17 protein-coding genes are annotated in these 19,228 nt (G+C 30.7%); 12 read left to right on the top strand and 5 right to left on the bottom strand.

Annotated features, from left to right (window positions below):
• Window positions 1–101: 101 nt before the first annotated feature.
• The 3 genes from WHD08_RS09325 to WHD08_RS09335 all read left to right on the top strand — a co-directional run bounded on the left by WHD08_RS09325 (window position 102) and on the right by WHD08_RS09335 (window position 2,506).
• Window positions 102–1,007, top strand: coding sequence for a NifU family protein (locus WHD08_RS09325; protein WP_208891031.1), 906 nt, complete (start codon window positions 102–104; stop codon window positions 1,005–1,007).
• Window positions 1,008–1,073: 66 nt separating this feature from the next.
• Entirely contained in the window at window positions 1,074–1,805 is a 732-nt protein-coding gene (ubiE, locus tag WHD08_RS09330; protein ID WP_208891030.1) for a bifunctional demethylmenaquinone methyltransferase/2-methoxy-6-polyprenyl-1,4-benzoquinol methylase UbiE, read from the top strand.
• On the top strand, window positions 1,805–2,506 hold the full coding sequence (locus WHD08_RS09335; protein WP_244183332.1) for a porin family protein: 702 nt from the start codon (window positions 1,805–1,807) through the stop codon (window positions 2,504–2,506). The genes ubiE and WHD08_RS09335 overlap by 1 nt, the downstream gene beginning before the upstream one ends.
• 60 nt (window positions 2,507–2,566) lie before the next feature.
• Here the strand turns inward: WHD08_RS09335 and WHD08_RS09340 are convergent, their stop codons facing one another.
• Entirely contained in the window at window positions 2,567–3,298 is a 732-nt protein-coding gene (locus WHD08_RS09340) for a TrmH family RNA methyltransferase (protein ID WP_208891029.1), read from the bottom strand.
• A 69-nt stretch (window positions 3,299–3,367) separates the two neighbouring features.
• Here WHD08_RS09340 and WHD08_RS09345 point away from each other — a divergent pair, with 69 nt between their 5' ends.
• The 8 genes from WHD08_RS09345 to WHD08_RS09380 all read left to right on the top strand — a co-directional run bounded on the left by WHD08_RS09345 (window position 3,368) and on the right by WHD08_RS09380 (window position 14,488).
• On the top strand, window positions 3,368–5,884 hold the full coding sequence (locus WHD08_RS09345) for a BamA/TamA family outer membrane protein (RefSeq protein ID WP_208891028.1): 2,517 nt from the start codon (window positions 3,368–3,370) through the stop codon (window positions 5,882–5,884).
• 99 nt (window positions 5,885–5,983) lie between these two features.
• Window positions 5,984–7,051, top strand: a complete 1,068-nt coding sequence (gene fbaA / locus WHD08_RS09350; protein WP_208891027.1) for a class II fructose-bisphosphate aldolase — start codon at window positions 5,984–5,986, stop codon at window positions 7,049–7,051.
• A 164-nt stretch (window positions 7,052–7,215) separates the two neighbouring features.
• Entirely contained in the window at window positions 7,216–8,073 is an 858-nt protein-coding gene (accD, locus tag WHD08_RS09355; protein ID WP_165733754.1) for an acetyl-CoA carboxylase, carboxyltransferase subunit beta, read from the top strand.
• Between the two features lie 195 nt (window positions 8,074–8,268).
• The gene (gene rpsO, locus WHD08_RS09360) at window positions 8,269–8,538 is read left to right on the top strand and encodes a 30S ribosomal protein S15 (RefSeq protein ID WP_068449458.1); all 270 of its coding nucleotides are present in this window, start codon (window positions 8,269–8,271) and stop codon (window positions 8,536–8,538) included.
• 284 nt (window positions 8,539–8,822) lie between these two features.
• The gene (locus WHD08_RS09365; protein ID WP_208891026.1) at window positions 8,823–11,057 is read left to right on the top strand and encodes a polyribonucleotide nucleotidyltransferase; all 2,235 of its coding nucleotides are present in this window, start codon (window positions 8,823–8,825) and stop codon (window positions 11,055–11,057) included.
• A 101-nt stretch (window positions 11,058–11,158) separates the two neighbouring features.
• The gene (gene folK / locus WHD08_RS09370) at window positions 11,159–12,283 is read left to right on the top strand and encodes a 2-amino-4-hydroxy-6-hydroxymethyldihydropteridine diphosphokinase (protein WP_208891025.1); all 1,125 of its coding nucleotides are present in this window, start codon (window positions 11,159–11,161) and stop codon (window positions 12,281–12,283) included.
• A 65-nt stretch (window positions 12,284–12,348) separates the two neighbouring features.
• Complete coding sequence (locus tag WHD08_RS09375; RefSeq protein ID WP_208891024.1) at window positions 12,349–13,866, top strand: OmpA family protein; 1,518 nt, start codon at window positions 12,349–12,351, stop codon at window positions 13,864–13,866.
• A gap of 154 nt (window positions 13,867–14,020) precedes the next feature.
• Entirely contained in the window at window positions 14,021–14,488 is a 468-nt protein-coding gene (locus WHD08_RS09380; RefSeq protein ID WP_208891023.1) for an RDD family protein, read from the top strand.
• Between the two features lie 160 nt (window positions 14,489–14,648).
• On the opposite strand, the gene gldC is transcribed toward WHD08_RS09380, so the two are convergent.
• Entirely contained in the window at window positions 14,649–14,981 is a 333-nt protein-coding gene (gldC, locus tag WHD08_RS09385; protein WP_165733758.1) for a gliding motility protein GldC, read from the bottom strand.
• Window positions 14,981–15,940 carry a gliding motility lipoprotein GldB gene (gene gldB, locus WHD08_RS09390; RefSeq protein ID WP_208891022.1) on the bottom strand — a complete coding sequence of 320 codons (960 nt, stop codon included), beginning with the start codon at window positions 15,938–15,940 and terminating at the stop codon, window positions 14,981–14,983. The genes gldC and gldB overlap by 1 nt, the downstream gene beginning before the upstream one ends.
• 59 nt (window positions 15,941–15,999) lie before the next feature.
• Here gldB and nadE point away from each other — a divergent pair, with 59 nt between their 5' ends.
• Window positions 16,000–16,788, top strand: a complete 789-nt coding sequence (nadE, locus tag WHD08_RS09395) for an NAD(+) synthase (protein ID WP_208891021.1) — start codon at window positions 16,000–16,002, stop codon at window positions 16,786–16,788.
• A gap of 59 nt (window positions 16,789–16,847) precedes the next feature.
• Here nadE and WHD08_RS09400 read toward each other — a convergent pair whose 3' ends face one another.
• Entirely contained in the window at window positions 16,848–16,979 is a 132-nt protein-coding gene (locus WHD08_RS09400; RefSeq protein WP_261971860.1) for a hypothetical protein, read from the bottom strand.
• A 102-nt stretch (window positions 16,980–17,081) separates the two neighbouring features.
• On the bottom strand, window positions 17,082–19,100 hold the full coding sequence (gene dnaG, locus WHD08_RS09405) for a DNA primase (protein ID WP_208891020.1): 2,019 nt from the start codon (window positions 19,098–19,100) through the stop codon (window positions 17,082–17,084).
• Window positions 19,101–19,228: the final 128 nt, after the last annotated feature.

A 19,228-nucleotide genomic window follows, 5' to 3' on the forward strand; every position in this document is an offset into this window, starting at 1 on the left:
GTAGATACAACTAGTATCCGCAAGCGGATTTTTATTTAACATATCAAAAACAATTCTATCTCCCTTTTTTCCCTTAATTTTGCAAATCAATATTTAGCACTATGCAAGACGTAAAAATAACAATTCAAGAAACTACTAACAATACCATTATAAAATTTAATACCAATCAAATTTTAATCAATGGAGGAAGTTATGAATATAATAATATAGATGAAGCTAAAAACTCACCTTTAGCGCAAGAATTATTCTACTTACCTTTTGTAAAAAAGATTTTTATTACCGCAAACTTTATTGCTGTACAACGTTATGACATTTTAGAATGGATAGATGTACAAGAAGAAGTTAAAGAACAAATTGAAGCATATTTAAATGACAATGGCGTTGTTGTAAACGAATCTCCAACTTCTAAAAAAGAAGCTATAGAGGTTTATGCAGAAGCAACTCCAAACCCTTCGGTGATGAAGTTTGGAAGCAGCAAATCTTTAACACAAACAGATGTTGAGTATAAGAATATAGATGAAGCTAGCAAATCATCTCCTTTAGCACAAGCAATTTTTAATTTCCCTTTTGTAAAAGAAGTATTTATTTCTGATAATTATGTATCGGTTACCAAATATGATATGGTAGAGTGGAATGATGTGTATGCAGAAGTAAGAACTTTTATTCGTGAATACTTAGTTTCTGGAAAAACGATTATTAAAGAACTACCAACCGAAGAAAAATCAACATCAGAAAACAAAATAGCTGAACCACAAGTAGCATTAGAAGGAATTTCAGCACAAATATCAGATATTTTAGATGAATACATTAAACCTGCAGTTGCAAGTGATGGTGGTAATATCGCTTTCCGTTCTTATGATGAAGAAAACAAAATAGTACGTGTAGTTTTACAAGGTGCCTGTAGTGGTTGCCCTTCTTCTACCGCTACTTTAAAAAACGGAATAGAAAGCTTATTAAAAGAAATGTTACCAAATCAGATTAACGAAGTAGTAGCAATTAACGGATAAACTTGCAATACGCACTATGCTTTATAAACTCTTAAAACATAGTGCCAAAAGCTTAAAGCAAAAATAATGTCAGCAGAAAAAATAAACCCTTACAAAGATTCTAAACTTGGCAAAAAAGAGCAAGTTGCTCAAATGTTTGATAATATTTCTGAAAACTACGATGGCTTAAACAGAGTAATTTCTTTAGGAATTGATGTTAAATGGCGTAAAAAAGTAGTGAAAATTGTTGGACAAAACAATCCGAAACAAATTTTAGACATTGCTACAGGTACTGGTGATTTAGCTATTATGATGGCAGCTTTAAACCCAGATAGAATTGTAGGTTTAGATATTTCTGAAGGAATGTTAGAAGTAGGAAAACAAAAAATTGCAAAAGCTAATCTTACTGATAAAATAGAAATGGTAGTTGGCGATTCTGAAGAAATGCCTTTTGCAGACAATACTTTTGATGCAATTACAGTTTCTTTTGGTGTTAGAAATTTTGCTAATTTAAATAAAGGAATTAAAGAAATAGCTAGAGTTTTAAAGCCAACCGGTGTTTTAGTTATTTTAGAAACTTCTAACCCAACAAAATTCCCTTTTAAGCAAGGTTATAAATTATATACAAACTTATTTTTACCTGTTGTGGGTAAATTATTTTCTAAAGATAAAGTTGCCTATTCTTATTTATCAGAATCTGCAAATTCTTTTCCTTTTGGAGGAGCGTTCAACAATATTTTACAAAAAAATGGGTTTAGACATACAGAAGATACACCAGTAACTTTTGGAGTTGCTACAATTTATACTGCAAGTAAATAATGATGAGTAAGAAATTTATAATATTCGGTTTTTTCCTTTTAACTTCTATCGCTTTTTTTGCGCAAAGAGAAAAAGTGGAATACTTACCTACTTTTGATCAAAGAAAAATACATTATGGTTTTTACCTTGGTTTAAATCAGAATGATTTTAAATTTAGTTACAATAACAATTCTGGCGTTCCGAATGCAGACATTACAGTAGAACCTTCAGTTGGGTTTAACGTAGGTTTAATTGCAGATTTACGTTTGCATAAAAATGTAAACTTACGTTTAGAACCAGGTTTAATGACCAACTCAAAGAAAATATACTTTAACCACTTACCTACTCCACAAGATAGTGTTAGAGAGGTAAGTTCTACATACCTACATGTTCCATTAATTTTTAAATTTAGCACGGACAGATATAAAAATATTAGACCTTATGTGTTAGCGGGAATTTCTTACGACTATAATTTTTCTAGTAATGAGGAAGGTGAAGATAACTCCGGAGGACAATTTAGAACCAAAACTAGTAACTTTATGTACGAAGTTGGAGTTGGTATAGATATTTACTTATATTATTTTAAATTTTCTCCTTCTATACGTGGTGTTTTTGCACTACCTAGTGAAGTTAAATATGATAATGACCCTAATAGTGCTTGGACAGCTCCAATAAACTATATGGGAACACGTGGCGTATTTCTTACCTTAGCTTTTGAATAAGTATTAGTTGTAACTAAAAATAAAGGAGCAAACTTAGCTCCTTTGCAAAAAAATATACAACTAACAACTTCTTTTAAATTCACTCAATAGAATGGCTGTTGCAGTGGCTACATTTAAACTTTCAGTTTCTTGAATATCTCCAAATCTTGGAATAGAAATTTTATGAGTAATAAGTTTTTTAATGGTATCTGAAACACCATTTGCTTCATTTCCCATTATTAAAACCCCTTCTTTTGGCAAACTTGTTTTGTACACATTTTTACCATCCATATCTGCTATAAAAGTTGGTTTTTGGGTTTCAGACAAATATTCAGTTAAATCTACATAACGAATAGATATTCTAGTTAAAGACCCCATACTTGCTTGCACTACTTTTTGATTATAACAGTCTACAGTATCTTTAGAGCAAATTAATTCAGCTACACCAAACCAATCGCATAAACGAATAATAGTACCTAAATTCCCTGGATCATTAATAGCATCTAAAGCCACCGTTAAGCCATTATTTGAATTAGGTTTTTCGTCAGGTATTTTAAATATACCTAAAGCCTTATTTGGTGTTTTTAAATTGCTGATTTTCTTCAAATCAGCTTCAGAAACACGAACTATTTTTTCTTCTAAAACATCCGAAGAAAAATCATCCGTACAAAAAAGTGTTTCAAGTTCAAATGAAGAATTTAAGATTTCTTGCACAACTTTTATACCTTCCGCTATAAATAATTTATGCTTTTGTCTATACTTTTTTTGAGATAAACTTGTTATTAATTTAAATTGATTTTTTGAGATACTCATTAATTGATTGGAATTGGAAATAAACCGCCGAAAAATACTATTTTTGAATTTGATAGCACTGCTAAATTAATGAAAAAACTTTCTTTATCCCTTTTATTATTACTCCTTTTTGTTTCATGTAATTCTACAAAGAATGTTGCGGAAGGAAAACACATGCTTACTCAAAATTATATATATGTAGATAGTGTGAAAAATAATAGTAGTGATATTCAAAAATACATTCTACAAAAACCAAATCCAAAGTTTTTAAACTTACCGGTTGGTTTGTATTTTTATAATATAGGAGATCCCAACAAACCTAAAACACCTGCTACCTGGGGAGAAAAAAATCTTCGTTCTTATAATTTTATTAAAAATATTTTTTCTGAAAAACAAAGTATTGCATACGCCAAAACTTTTATTGGATTAAATAAATGGTTTTTAAATTACCAAGGCCCCGTTATTGTTAGTGAGGGAAAAGTAAAAAATACCGAAAATAATTTATTAACGTATTACAAAAACCAAGGTTATTTTAAATCGAAGGTAACCTCCGAAATCAATAGAGATTCAATTAGTAAAAAAGCTACTGTAGCATATAAAATAACCAAAGGGAAGCCAACGCTATTAGATAGTATCAATTTTAAAATAGAATCTTTAGTGCTAGATTCTATTTATAAAAACACAAGCACACCATCTCTCTTAAAAACAGGAAATCAATATAATGACAAAGTTTTTAGAAATGAAGCCAATAGAGTTTTAAAACTTTTTAGAAATAATGGTATTTATAATTTTACAGAATCTGCTTTAGGGTTTTATGTAGATTCTACAAGAACGGATAACAAAACAAATGTAGATTTTTTAATCTCTGGCGGTCAATTAAAAGAAGAAGAGCGAGGTCAATATGTAAACAAACCTTATCAAGTACAAAAGGTAACCGAAGTAAGTGTTTATACAGATTATTCTTTTACAAGAAAAGGAGAGCCTTATTTAGATTCTATAAATTATGAAGGCATTCAATTTTTAGCACATCGTAGAAATAAATTCAACCCAAAGTATTTATCACAATCCATTTTCTTAAAACCAGGAAGTATTTACAAAGACACTTTAAGAAATTTAACAAGAAATCACTTAAAATCACTTAAGAATTTTAAATCTACCAATATAGAATTTATACCAATTTCAGGAACAGACGATGAATTAAAAATGCTTGTAAAGCTATCACCTATAGAAAAATTCACTTTAGGGCTAGAAACAGAAATAACACATTCTAACATTAGAGAAATTGGTTCTTCTGCAAAGTTTTCAATTACAAATAGAAATGCATTTAGAGGTGCAGAATTATTAAAATTATCTTTTTTAGGGTCTTATTTTAACTCAAACAGTGGTCCTGGTTGGGAGTTTGGTGCAGATGCCTCTTTAGAAATACCAAGACTTATTGCTCCTTTTGGATTAAATAAATTAGTCCCTAAAGAAATGTCACCAAGAACCTTGTTTTCTATTGGAACTAGTTTTCAGAAAAATATAGGTTTAGACAGACAAACATTTACTTTTTTATCTGATTATAAGTGGCAGTATAATGCAAAAAAAACAATTCAATTAGAGATTTTAAACACACAATATATTCAAAACTTAAACATTAGTAGTTATTTTGATATTTATAGTTCGGAGTTTTCGAATCTAGATGATGTTGCTGAAACTTATGATACTGCTAATAATATTACTACCAATCCTAACTATCCGCTTTCTACGGATATAAATGATCAGGTACCAGAAGCATTGGCTTTTATGAGAAAGGTTGCCAATGATACTGGTTTTAAAACAACAAATTCTGACGAATACAACGATGCTTTAAATATTTTAAATCGATATAATATTATAACATCCGATTTCTTAATTCCTGTGCTAGCTTATTCTTTTACATATAATAGTCAAACAAATTTTAATGATAATAATTTCTCATTCTTTAAAGTAAGACTTGCAAATTCTGGAAATGCCTTAGGGTTACTATCAAACAAAACAAATGTAAACAACAAAAAAACACTTGCAAACATACCACTAGCCCAGTACTTTAAAACGGATTTAGAGTATAAGAAATTTTGGGATGTTGGCGGTAATTCAGTATTTGGGATTAGAACTTTTTTAGGTGCAATTATACCTTATGACAATTCTGACATCCCTTTTACAAAAAGTTATTTTGCAGGAGGTTCTAATGATATTAGAGCTTGGCAAACTTATGAATTGGGTCCCGGAAGCAGAAATACCGGTCTAGAGTTCAATGTAGGAAGCCTTAAGTTTTTAACCAGTGCAGAATACAGGTTTGATGTGGTTAGCAAATTAAAAGGAGCTTTATTTATTGACGCTGGTAATATTTGGGACATTACTGGTTCTGAATTTGTTGACGAAGAATCTAAATTCAATAATGTATCATCTCTAAAAGATATTGCCGTAGGTACCGGATTTGGAGCAAGATTAGATTTTAGCTTTTTAATTTTACGTTTAGATGTTGGTTTTAAAACTTATGAACCTTATTTAACTGGTAATAAATGGCTTAAAAACTACAACTTTTCTAATGCTGTTTACAATATAGGTATTAACTATCCCTTCTAAATTAGGAATAAAACCTATAACGTTTTCGTTATTTTATGCTTACATTCAGCTGTATTTTTAGTACTTTTGATGAGTAATTAATGATTAAAATATACAAACATGAGTCATAATATAAAGCCAGGTGTTGCAACTGGATCAGAAGTTCAAGCTATTTTTAATTTTGCAAAAGAAAAAGGTTTTGCTTTACCAGCAGTAAACGTTATTGGATCTAACACTATTAACGGTGTTTTAGAAACAGCAAGAGATTTAAATGCTCCTGTAATTATTCAGTTTTCTAATGGTGGTGCACAATTTAATGCAGGAAAAGGTTTATCTAACGAAGGTGAAAAAGCTGCCATTGCTGGTGGTATAGCTGGTGCAAAACATGTACATGAATTAGCAGTTGCTTATGGAGTGCCTGTTATTTTACATACAGATCACTGTGCTAAAAAATTATTACCTTGGATAGACGGATTATTAGATGCTTCAGAAAAACATTTCGAAGAAACTGGTAAACCTCTTTATAGCTCTCACATGATCGATTTATCTGAAGAGCCTTTAGAAGAAAACATTGAGATTTGTAAAACATATTTAGCTCGTATGAGTAAAATGGGTATGACTTTAGAAATTGAATTAGGTATTACAGGTGGTGAAGAAGACGGTGTTGACAACAGTGATGTTGATGAGTCTAAATTATACACACAACCAGAAGAAGTTGCTTATGCTTATGAAGAGCTTTCTAAAGTAAGTGATAAATTTACAATTGCTGCAGCTTTTGGTAACGTTCATGGTGTTTATAAACCAGGAAACGTAAAATTAACTCCAAAAATCTTAAAAAATTCTCAAGAATTTATTACTAAGAAATATGGTGTTGAAGAAAATCATATCGATTTTGTATTTCACGGAGGATCTGGTTCTACATTAGAAGAAATTAGAGAAGCTATTGGTTACGGTGTTATTAAAATGAACATTGATACAGATATGCAATATGCTTTTATGAGCGGAATTAGAGATTATATGGGGGAAAAAGCAGATTATTTAAAATCTCAAATTGGAAGCCCTGATGGTCCTGAATCTCCAAACAAAAAATATTACGATCCAAGAAAATGGTTACGTGAAGGTGAAGCAACTTTCATTACACGTTTAAAACAAGCATTTTCTGACTTAAACAACGTAGATACTTTATAAAAGCAATCTATAAAATACTTTTAAAAAGCACTTTGATTAAAATCAAAGTGCTTTTTTTATGAGTTTAGAGATCAAAAAGGATACTTTTAATAAAAAACTTTTACATTTGCGGTTCTAATTTTTTTTACATAAATTTAGAAACAACCTAAAACACAACAACTAGTATGGCTTGGTTTAAAAGAACGGATAAAGGAATACAGACTTCTACAGAAGATAAAAAAGACACTCCAAAAGGGTTATGGTACAAAACACCTAGTGGAAAAATAATAGATACAGAAGAATTAAAAAGAAACTTATATGTAAGTCCAGAAGATGGTTACCATGTAAGAATAGGTAGTAAAGAATATTTCGAATTATTTTTTGATGAAAATAAATTTAAAGAATTAGACGCAAACCTTACTTCTAAAGATCCTTTAAAATTTGAAGACACAAAAAAATATCCAGATAGATTAAAAGCTGCTCAAGAAAAAACAAAATTAAACGACGCTGTTAGAACAGCCGTAGGATTGTCTTTAGGAAAAGAGATTGTAATTGCAGCCATGGATTTTGCTTTTATTGGTGGATCTATGGGATCTGTAGTAGGAGAAAAAATAGCAAGAGCTATCGATTACTCTATTAAAAACAAAATTCCATTTTTAATGATCTCTAAATCTGGAGGAGCAAGAATGATGGAAGCATCACTTTCATTAATGCAATTGGTAAAAACATCTGCAAAATTAGCACAATTAGCAGAAGTTAACATTCCATACATTTCTTTATGTACAGACCCAACAACAGGTGGTACCACTGCATCTTATGCTATGTTAGGAGATATTAACATTGCAGAACCAAATGCATTAATTGCATTTGCAGGACCAAGAGTTGTAAAAGATACTACAGGTAAAGATTTGCCAGAAGGTTTCCAAAGATCAGAATTTGTTTTAGAACATGGTTTCTTAGATGCTATCTACGAGCGTAAGAACTTAAAAAAACAGATTAATTTATATATCGACTTAATACAGAATATACCTGTTAGAGCATAATTTAAAACTTCTTTATTAAAGGTTTAAAACCAAGTAACATCTTAGTTTTAAACCTTTAAACAGATTGTTATACATATTACAAAGAGCTAAATAATGTATATATTTTACTATCTCAAATTAAAAAAATAGTCATATATTTGCAGCTTCAATGAAAATATCATTGATATACATAATAATCATTTAAATAATATTGGAATGTATTTAACTAAAGAAGTAAAAGAAAGCATCTTCGAAAAACACGGTAAAGGAAAAAACGATACTGGTTCTTCAGAAGGTCAAATTGCATTGTTTACACACAGAATTAACCATTTAACTGGACACTTAAAAAATAATCGTAAAGATTATAACACAGAGCGTTCATTAGTAATGTTAGTTGGTAAGCGTAGAAGTTTATTAGATTATCTAAAGAAATCTGATATTTTAAGATATCGTGCAATTATTGCAGAATTAGGAATTAGAAAATAATTCTTATAGAAAAGAGGGGCTATAAACGTTCCTCTTTTTTGTTTTTAAATTTTAAAGCATTCCTTTAGAATCGTAAAAAATGATTCTCACTAAACCGAGAATAGAAAAAAGTATTAAATTCTGACTAACAAACAGAATCTATATAAAAAAGGTTAAATTAATTAGCCTCATTCCTGCAAAGGCAGGAAAAAAAATCAAAAATAGTAACAGCATTTTTGAATTTCCATTGCAACAACGTACAACAACGCAACAACAAACAAATTAAAAATTTAGAATTAAAATTTATGATTCCAAAAGTATTTAGAGAGGTTATAGACCTTGGAGATGGAAGAACTATCTCATTAGAAACCGGTAAATTAGCAAAACAAGCACACGGTTCTGTTGTTGTTCAAATGGGTAAAGCAATGTTATTATGTACTGTAGTTTCTAACTACAAACAATCTGACGTTGATTTTTTACCACTTACAGTAGATTATAGAGAAAAATTTGCAGCTGCAGGTAGATATCCAGGTGGTTTCTTTAAAAGAGAAGCAAGACCAAGTGATGGAGAAGTATTAACAATGCGTCTAGTAGACCGTGTTTTACGTCCTTTATTCCCAAAAGATTATCACGCAGAAGTACAAGTAATGATCCAATTAATGTCTCATGATGATGACGTTATGCCAGATGCATTAGCAGGTTTAGCAGCATCAGCAGCTATTCAATTATCAGATTTCCCTTTCGAATGCCCTATCTCTGAAGCAAGAGTTGGTCGTATCAACGGACAATTTGTAATCAACCCAAACAGAGCACAATTAGCAGAATCTGACATCGATATGATGATTGGAGCTTCTGCAGATTCTGTAATGATGGTTGAAGGTGAAATGGATGAAATTTCTGAAGAAGAAATGGCAGAAGCAATTAAATTTGCACATGAAGCTATTAAAATTCAGTGTGCTGCTCAAGTAAAATTAGCAGAAGCTTTCGGTAAGAAAGAAACTAGAATATACCAAGGAGAAAGAGAAGATGAAGAATTAGCAGCAAAAATAAATGACTTTTGTTACGACAAATGTTATGCTATCGCTAAAAAAGGAACATCTAAAGTAGAACGTACAACTGCATTTGCTGAAGTAAAAGAAGAATTAAAAGCTTCTTTTACCGAAGAAGAATTAGCAGATTATGGAGATTTAGTTAGTAAATACTTCAACAAATCTCAAAAAGTAGCTGTTAGAGAATTAACTTTATCTGAAGGTTTACGTTTAGATGGAAGAAAAACAGACGAAATTAGACCTATTTGGTGTGAAGTAGATTATTTACCATCTGTGCATGGTTCTTCTATCTTTACTCGTGGAGAAACTCAAGCTTTAGCAACTGTAACTTTAGGAACATCTAGAGATGCAATGAAAATAGATATGCCATCTTATGAAGGTGAAGAGAACTTCTATTTACACTATAACTTCCCTCCTTTTTGTACAGGTGAAGCTAGACCATTAAGAGGAACATCTCGTAGAGAAGTTGGTCATGGTAACTTAGCACAACGTGGTTTAAAAGGAATGATTCCTGCAGACTGTCCTTATACAGTAAGAGTAGTATCTGAAGTATTAGAATCTAACGGTTCTTCTTCTATGGCAACTGTTTGTGCTGGTACAATGGCGTTAATGGATGCAGGTGTTCAAATGATAAGACCAGTTTCTGGTATTGCAATGGGATTAATTTCTGATGGAGATCGTTACGCAGTTTTATCTGATATTTTAGGTGATGAAGATCACTTAGGAGATATGGACTTTAAAGTAACTGGTACTTCAGAAGGAATTACTGCTTGTCAAATGGATATTAAAGTAAAAGGATTAGGATATGAGATTTTAGTGAATGCACTAAAACAAGCTCGTGAAGGTCGTTTACATATTTTAGGAAAAATAACAGATACAATTGCAGGTGCTAACATAGAAGTTAAAGCACATGCACCTAAAATGGTTAATAGAAGAATACCTAATGAATTAATTGGTGCATTTATTGGACCAGGAGGTAAAAACATTCAAGAATTACAGAAAGAAACAGAAACTACAATTGTAATTACTGAAGATCCTGTAACAGAAGAAGGAATTATTGAAATTTTAGGTACTAAACCAGAAGGAATCGAAGCAGTTATTGCTAAGATTGAGTCTATGTTATTTAAACCAGAAAAAGGTTCTGTATACGAAGTAAAAGTTATCAAAATGTTAGATTTTGGTGCTGTTGTAGAATATACTGAAGCTCCTGGTAACGAAGTTTTACTACACGTAAGTGAATTAGCTTGGGAACGTACAGATAATGTTTCTGATGTTGTTAAGATGGGAGATATTTTAGATGTAAAATACTTTGGTTTAGACCCAAGAACACGTAAGGAAAAAGTTTCTAGAAAAGCTATTTTACCAAAACCAGAAGGTTTTGTAGAAAGACCACCTAGAGATGATAAACGTTCTGGTGGACGTGATAACAGAAGCAGAGATAATCGCGGACGTGATGACAGAAAACCTAGAGAACCAAGAAAAGAAGAATAATTTCTTTTTTTAATTGATATTAAAAATCGCCAATTAATTTTGGCGATTTTTTTGGTTTATAGGGTATTTATAGAATGCTTTTATTTTCTTTGCACTCGACAATGAATTTACAACATATTACATATTTATCTTTAGGAACAAACCAAGGAAATAAACTTGAGAACCTACAAAATGCTATCAATTTGATAGATGATGGCATTGGAGGTATTCAAAAAATATCATCTATATACAAAACTCCGGCTTGGGGATTTGATGGAGACGATTTTTTTAATATTTGTATAAAAGTAGTTACTAATTTAGAACCAGAAATTTTAATAGATTCTTTATTAAAAATAGAGAATAAATTAGGAAGACAACGCAGTGCTATAGAAGGATATCAAAACAGAAATATAGACATCGATGTTTTATTATTCGATAATGAAATAATCTTGTCTAAAGCATTGATAGTACCCCATTCTAAAATGTTACAGCGAAAATTTGTAATGCTTCCATTGGCAGAAATAGCTGCATCTACAATTCATCCTGTAGAAAAAAAAGAAATTGCAGTTTGTTTACAAGGTTGTGATGATTCATCAGAAATTCAGAAATTAAATGAAATTTTAGAAAGACCTATTCCTATTTCAGAAAAGTATAATTATATTGCTATTGAGGGGAACATTGGAGCTGGTAAAACAACTTTAGCCAACTTACTCTCTAACGAATTTAATGCCAAAATGGTACTAGAACGTTTTGCAGACAACCCTTTTCTCCCTAAATTTTACGAAGATAAAGAACGATATGCATTTCCTTTAGAAATGAGTTTTTTGGCAGATAGATATCAACAATTAAGCGATGATTTAGCGCAGTTCGACTTATTTAAGAGCTTCATTATATCAGATTACTATATTTTTAAATCTTTAATTTTTGCACAAGTAACATTACAAAAAGAAGAGTATTTATTATACAGAAAAATGTTTGATTTAATGTACAAAGAAATAACAAAACCAGATTTATATATCTATTTATTTCAGAATACAGAACGCCTTTTAGAAAATATAAAAAAAAGAGGAAGAGCTTATGAGCAAAAAATTGAACCAGATTACCTAAAACAGATTCATAATGGCTACAGAAATTTTATTAAGACCGAAAAAAGTTTAAATTTACAAGTAATAGACGTTTCAGATATGGATTTTCTTAATAATCAAGATGATTACAAGAACATTGTTAACAAAATAAAGCAATTCTAAAAAAAAATATATATTTTTGCGGGAATCATTCCCCTGTAATATTTAAAACAAAAAATCAAATTAAAATGAGGAGAATTATACTATTTATTCTATTGAGCAGTACTATTGTAGCTCAATCATTCGGTCAATCTACCGAAAAAAACATCATAAACACAGACAGTACCGAAGTAAAAGGTAAGGACATTATTAAAGACAATAACACCTGGGCAATTGGTGGTGGTTTTAGTAATTTTATCATGCATGGAGATTTACGTTCTATTGCAGTTGCTGATGACTCTAATTATTGGAATTTCGGTGGTTATATTTATGTAGATAAAATGTTCAACCCAATATTAGGTTTAGAACTTAAAGCTACCTATACTAAAATGTCTGGAGGAGTACAATCTTTCTCAAACGGATATTCCGTTAGGTATGTATCACCAGATAATAAAATTAGTGATGCTGACTTACGCTTTGAAGGTCGATCTTACGGTGCTGAGTTAAATTTAATTGTAAGTTTAACAAATATGTTTAAAAGAGAGTCTACTAAATGGCATGCTGCTGGATATTTTGGAGTTGGATATCATCAATATGATTCTGCTCTTTATAAAATGGATCCAACAGGAGCAACACCAGATGAACTTTTAGTTGACTTTGGTTACAACGCTGATAGAAATAGTGTAAATGAAGCAAGTTCTATCTTTTTATCTGCACAACTAGGTGTGAAAAGAAAAATAAGTAGAAGATTAGATCTTGAGTTTAGAACAGGAATGTATTTTAATAATGAAGATCATTTAGATGCAGCTGTTTCTGATAAACAAACTTGGGAAAGCTTTTTTGTTACTAGTTTAGGTGTGGTTTTTAAATTAGGAAAGAAAAAAGAATACATTATATGGGCTGCTGAAGAAGCTCCTGGAGCACAATTTAAAATTGTTGATACAGATAACGATGGTGTAATGGATGAATTAGATGTAGAGCCAAACACACCAAAAGGTGCAATGGTATATGGTAACGGTCAGGCTGTAGATACAGACGGAGATGGTTTACCAGATTACAAAGATAAATGTCCTTTGGAATATGGACCATTATCAAATGAAGGTTGTCCTTTAAATATAGATACAGACGGAGACGGTGTAATGGATGCAAAAGATTTATGTCCTAATACTCCAGGTCCAGTAGAAAATAGAGGTTGTCCTAAACAAGAAGCAGTAGCTCCTGTTAACATTACGCAACAAATTGGATTGTTAGCAACTAGTATTTATTTTGATACTAATAAGGATGATATTAAATTAATTTCTTATAGTACTATTGATCAAATTATTACATTGATGAAAAAAATACCAGATGTAAAATTCGTAATTGAAGGTCATACAGATGATAGAAATAGTGACAGATACAACTTGTACTTATCTCAAAGAAGAACTGAAAGTGTTAGAAAATACATGATTAAGAGAGGTATATCAAGTGATAGACTAAAACCAGTAGGTTATGGAGAGTCTAGACCTAAATTCTCTAATGAGAATGCAGGTGGAAGACAATTAAACAGAAGGGTAGAAATTAAACCTATTGATGCAATAGGTGAGGTAGAAAGAATTGATGAATAATTAATAAATCTATCATATATAAAAAAGAGGCTACTTAGGTAGTCTCTTTTTTTTTGTAGATATCTAGCATTCTAAAGCAAGAACTCTTTATAAGAATAAGCAAGATATTAGACTAGCAAGTATATATTTAACCACCATATATTTTACAAAACCAATGAATGAAACAAACTTAACCACTGAAATTAAAACTGAACCGAATATTGGAAATCGATTTGCTGCTGGAATAGTAGATTATATAATAATTTTTGGAGTAACTTTCTTTTTAGTTTTCACACTTGGAGAACCGAATGATGCAGGTGGATATTCATTAAATGGTTTACCCGGATTAATACCAATAGTTTTTTGGCTGATTATGACTGTTGGGCTTGAAGTTGGTTTCGGAGCAACAGCTGGAAATTATTTAGTTGGACTAAAACCAATTCCGAAAAGCGGAACAAACCGAAAGTTAACTTTTAAAGAATCTTTTAAAAGACATTTGCTTGACCCAATTGATATGTTATTTTTTGGATTGGTTGGAATTGTAACAATTAAAAATACAGAATTAAATCAAAGAGTTGGAGATTTGTGGGCAAAAACGATTGTTGTACCGATTAAATCTTTGTCAGAAATAAAAATGAGATAATGTAAATACTACCATGAAAAGGTACTTGTCAACAAAAATAGACTGTATCCTTTTAAACTAGAAATACTAACCATTTACTTAATACTAGTACTTATTAGAACAAAAAAAGGTTGTCCAATTAACATGGACAACCTTTATTCTTTTAAATAATAAGTAGTATTTATTTCAGCTCTAGTTTCTCTGCAAAATAATCACAAAAGTCACGCATAGTAGCACTCATTTTTTGATCATCGGTTGCACGTTCAAATGAATCTGCCATAGATACTAATGTCTGATGATAAAACTGCTTCATTTCATCTACAGGCATCTCTTTTGTCCATAGATCCATTCGTAAAGTATCTTTTTTCTTATGATCCCAAACAGAAATCATAATGGCTTTAGATTCTTCATTATCTATACCACCATCTTTTGCTGTCCAGTAAATTTCTTCTGGAACTTTGTTTTCATCTAAACCAATTTCAAAATTAATTTGTGAATTATGTTTTATTGACATTATCTTTTAGGCTTGTAATTTGATTTTTGGAATAATTCTTCAAAATCAATCATTAATAATTCTTGCAAAGATACATCATTATTTTGCATAAAAGACTTCACAATCTGCCACCCTAACCACGCACCAATTCTACCTGGGGAATCATTATCATTCTGTAAATAAAATTTAGAAAAGGGAGCATTGTCTAAAAACCTTTTATTCAAGGCTGTTTCTGTGCTAAATAGTAACTTTCTTTCTACAAAATATTTCCAAATATTTTCTTCATTGGCAATAGCCCAATCTAACTTTTCACTTGAATACCCAATTTTAAATTGATCTGAAACTTCTGGTAAATACAAATCTAATGCATACAATTTCTTTCCTTCATGAATCATTTTTGATAAAAAACTTCTATTAGATAATGCTACGAATTGCTTTTTTATCATAGAATTTGCTACATCAACAACTATATTTTCTTTGGTATTGTTTTCTTTGATGTATTTTGGATAATCTGCATAAAACCTATGTGTTTTCCCTAAGTACACATCCAAAGAAATAAACAATAAACTATCTGCGTAAATTACCCTACTATTATAATCTATGTTAGAAACCATAGTAACGACATCGGGCGCTTTAAAATTGGTATTGTAATATTTAACATGCTTAAAAAGAGAGGTTAATTGAGATTCTAAGGGAGAAATATCTGCATATAACTTTTGAGTCTCTAAAAATAACTCTTGCTCATCCTTATCGGCTATTTTTGAAATTGCCAAACTATCTGAAAATGATTTTGGAAATAAATAAGGATATTTATTTTTAAGTGCTGGTAATGTATTTGCTGTTGAATTATAAAAATCAACTTCGTATCTTTTTGTGGTAAAATCAATATTTACTGTAGAAACATCAATTTGAGTGTTTTTTTTATCAGAACACGAAAAAAACACACATAAAACCATTAAAATCATAAAATAAAATCTCATATTCTTTGTACCTTAGTCATTAGATTTAAGAACGCTAAAAATACTAAAATAGTTTATCAATGAAGACTGAAAAGGTTGCCGAATACATTATAAAATGGCTAAAAGATTATGCTGAGAATGCAAAAGTAAAAGGATTTGTAGTTGGAGTTTCTGGCGGTATAGACTCTGCCCTTACCTCAACTTTATGTGCTAAAACTGGTTTACCTACTTTATGTGTAGAAATGCCAATTCATCAATCTCCAATTCAGGTTAGTAGAGCACAAGAGCATATTACACAATTAAAAAATAATTTTGACAATGTTTCTGATGTTTGCGTAGATTTAACTTCTACTTTCGAAGATTTTAAAAATGTAGTACCAAATGTAGCCCCTTCTGCAAAAGTAGATTTGTCTTTAGCGAATACAAGAGCAAGACTTAGAATGACAACATTATACTATTTAGCAGGTTTACATAGCTCTTTAGTAGCCGGAACAGGTAATAAAGTAGAAGATTTTGGTGTTGGTTTTTACACCAAATATGGTGATGGTGGTGTAGATGTAAGTCCTATTGCAGATTTAATGAAATCTGAAGTATATGCATTATCTGAGTTTTTAGAAGTGCCAAACTCTATACAAAAAGCACAACCAACAGACGGTTTATTTGGGGACAGCAGAACAGATGAAGATCAAATAGGTGCTTCTTATGATGAGTTAGAATGGGCCATGGTGATGCAAGAAAAAGGAAAATCTGAAAATGATTTTTCTGGAAGAGATCTAGAAGTTTTTAAAATTTACACAAGATTAAATAGCATTAACCAACACAAAATGTTGCCAATTCCTATTTGTGAAATTCCAAATGAAATGAAATAAAAACATAAAAAAAGCCTTAATTCTATTAAATTAAGGCTTTTCTATTTATAATTTTATCATTACAGCAAATTTGCTGCAACCATCATTTTTTTAATCTTTAAATACGCTCTTTTCTTAGATCCTGATGAAATTTCAAATGGTAATAATAGGAATAATTGAATAATTCTTAAAAATTGTAATAATCTTTTCATAATACTGAGGGTTTTCTTTTTGCGAATGCAATATACAAAAAATCTATTTGATTATAATTTAAGACTATAGGGATAAACACCCGATTTTACAATTTAATAATATTAAACAACTCTATTCAACTTTTCAAAGAGCCTCATTTTCAGGTTTGTATAATTCCTAATAACCTCTAAATCTATTGGTGCGCCTTGGTTTGCTACAGCCTCACTCATCAATTCATCTATCTTTTCTCCTATTAAAACTCGTCTTAAATTATACACAACATCGTTCACATCTTTGGCTAAAACCTCTAAAGCAGACTTCACCTCTATGTTTTGCCCTTCCCAATTACTTAATTGTCTATTAGGATTTTCTTTTTCCATTAAAATAGAAGTTACAATGGTAGATATCTCCGTGTTTTTATGATTAATTAAACCATCAATATCTAATTTTTCTAATTGATTTAACTGATGAATAATTTCGGTATAAATTTCTTGAAAAAGTACGTTAGAAAATTCTATTTCATCTTCATGCAAATGCACATAAATTTCTGCAGAAACCGTATTTTCATATTTCCTTGTATCTATTTTCTCTCTACCTGCATCATCTACATTTATCACCTCTTCTGTAAACTCTACTTCTTCATTTCCATATAAAAGTAAAATTTTAATAATCTCATTTTCTAAAATAGAAAGTTGATCTATTTTCTGGTTAGCAACTACACCACCTTTAACCAAGCCCATTTTAGTTTGTTCTTGTCCACTAGCAAAATCTGGTGGAGGCTCATTTGGGTTTTGCTGAGGATTGTTTAACTGTCTGCTAGATTTGCTTTTTTCTTGCATCCCCTTTTTTAACAACTGCGCTAACTCACTAAAAAGTACCCGTTCTGAAATATCCATAATTCTAGAACATTCTTGTACGTATACTTCTCGCTGAATACCATCTGGAATTTTAGCGATACTTGTTACAATATCTCTAATTACACCTGCTTTTTTTATAGGATCGTTGTTAGAATCTTTTAATAAAAGGGATACTTTAAAGTTGATAAAATCTTGTGCAGAATCCTCTAAATAAGCTGCTAATTCTGCATTTGAATTGGCTTTTGCAAAACTATCTGGATCTTCACCATCCGGAAACTGAACTACTTTTACGTTCATTCCTTGCTCTAGAATTAAATCGATACCACGAATGGATGCTCTAATTCCGGCTGCATCACCATCAAAAAGTACAGTAATATTTTTTGTTAATCTATTTATTAATCTAATTTGATCTGGTGTTAACGCAGTACCAGAAGATGCTACCACATTTTCTACGCCAGATTGATTAAAAGAGATTACATCTGTATATCCTTCTACTAAGAAACAATTGTCTTGTTTGGCGATTTCCTTCTTTGCTTGGTATAATCCGTATAGAATTTTACTCTTATGGTAAATATCACTTTCTGGTGAATTTAAATATTTAGCAGCTTTTTTATCGGCTGTTAAAATACGTCCTCCAAAACCTAAAATACGTCCCGACATAGAATGTATCGGAAACATTACACGTCCTTTAAAACGGTCGAATTGTTTGTTCTCTTTTACAATTGTAAGTCCTGTGGATGCTAAAAACTTTAAATCGTAGCCTTTTTTTAAAGCAGCATTTGTAAAATTATCCCACTCGTCCATACAATATCCTAACTCGAACCTTTTAATGGTTTCGTCTGTAAAACCACGTTCTTTAAAGTAAGATAATCCTATTGCTTTTCCTTTATTTGAAGTAAGCATTAACTCATGAAAATAGTCTTTGGCAAAGGTTGAAACCAAATACATACTTTCTCGTTCATTCATCTGAGCTTTTTCTTCGGATGATTGCTCTGCTTCTTCAATTTCTATATTGTACTTTTTGGCTAGCCACCTTAATGCTTCTGGATAGGTGTAATGTTCATGCTCCATTAAAAAGGAAACAGAATTCCCTCCTTTTCCGGTAGAAAAATCTTTCCAGATTTGTTTTACTGGAGACACCATAAAAGAAGGTGATTTTTCGTCTGTAAACGGACTTAAACCTTTAAAGTTACTTCCTGCTTTTTTAAGCACAACAAATTCGCCAATAACCTCTTCTACTCTAGCTGTTTCGAAAATGCGGTCTATGGTACTTCTTAATATCATTTATTGGTTTTATTGGAAAGTGATGACAAAGATAATAATTAGAACGTTATTTTTTCTATTATAAAAAGTTCTAACAAAATAAAACCTCAAAGGTTTTAAAAACCTTTGAGGTTTGTATAAATTTTAAA

Source organism: Polaribacter sejongensis (assembly GCF_038024065.1).
In the GTDB taxonomy this organism is placed as follows: domain Bacteria; phylum Bacteroidota; class Bacteroidia; order Flavobacteriales; family Flavobacteriaceae; genus Polaribacter; species Polaribacter sejongensis.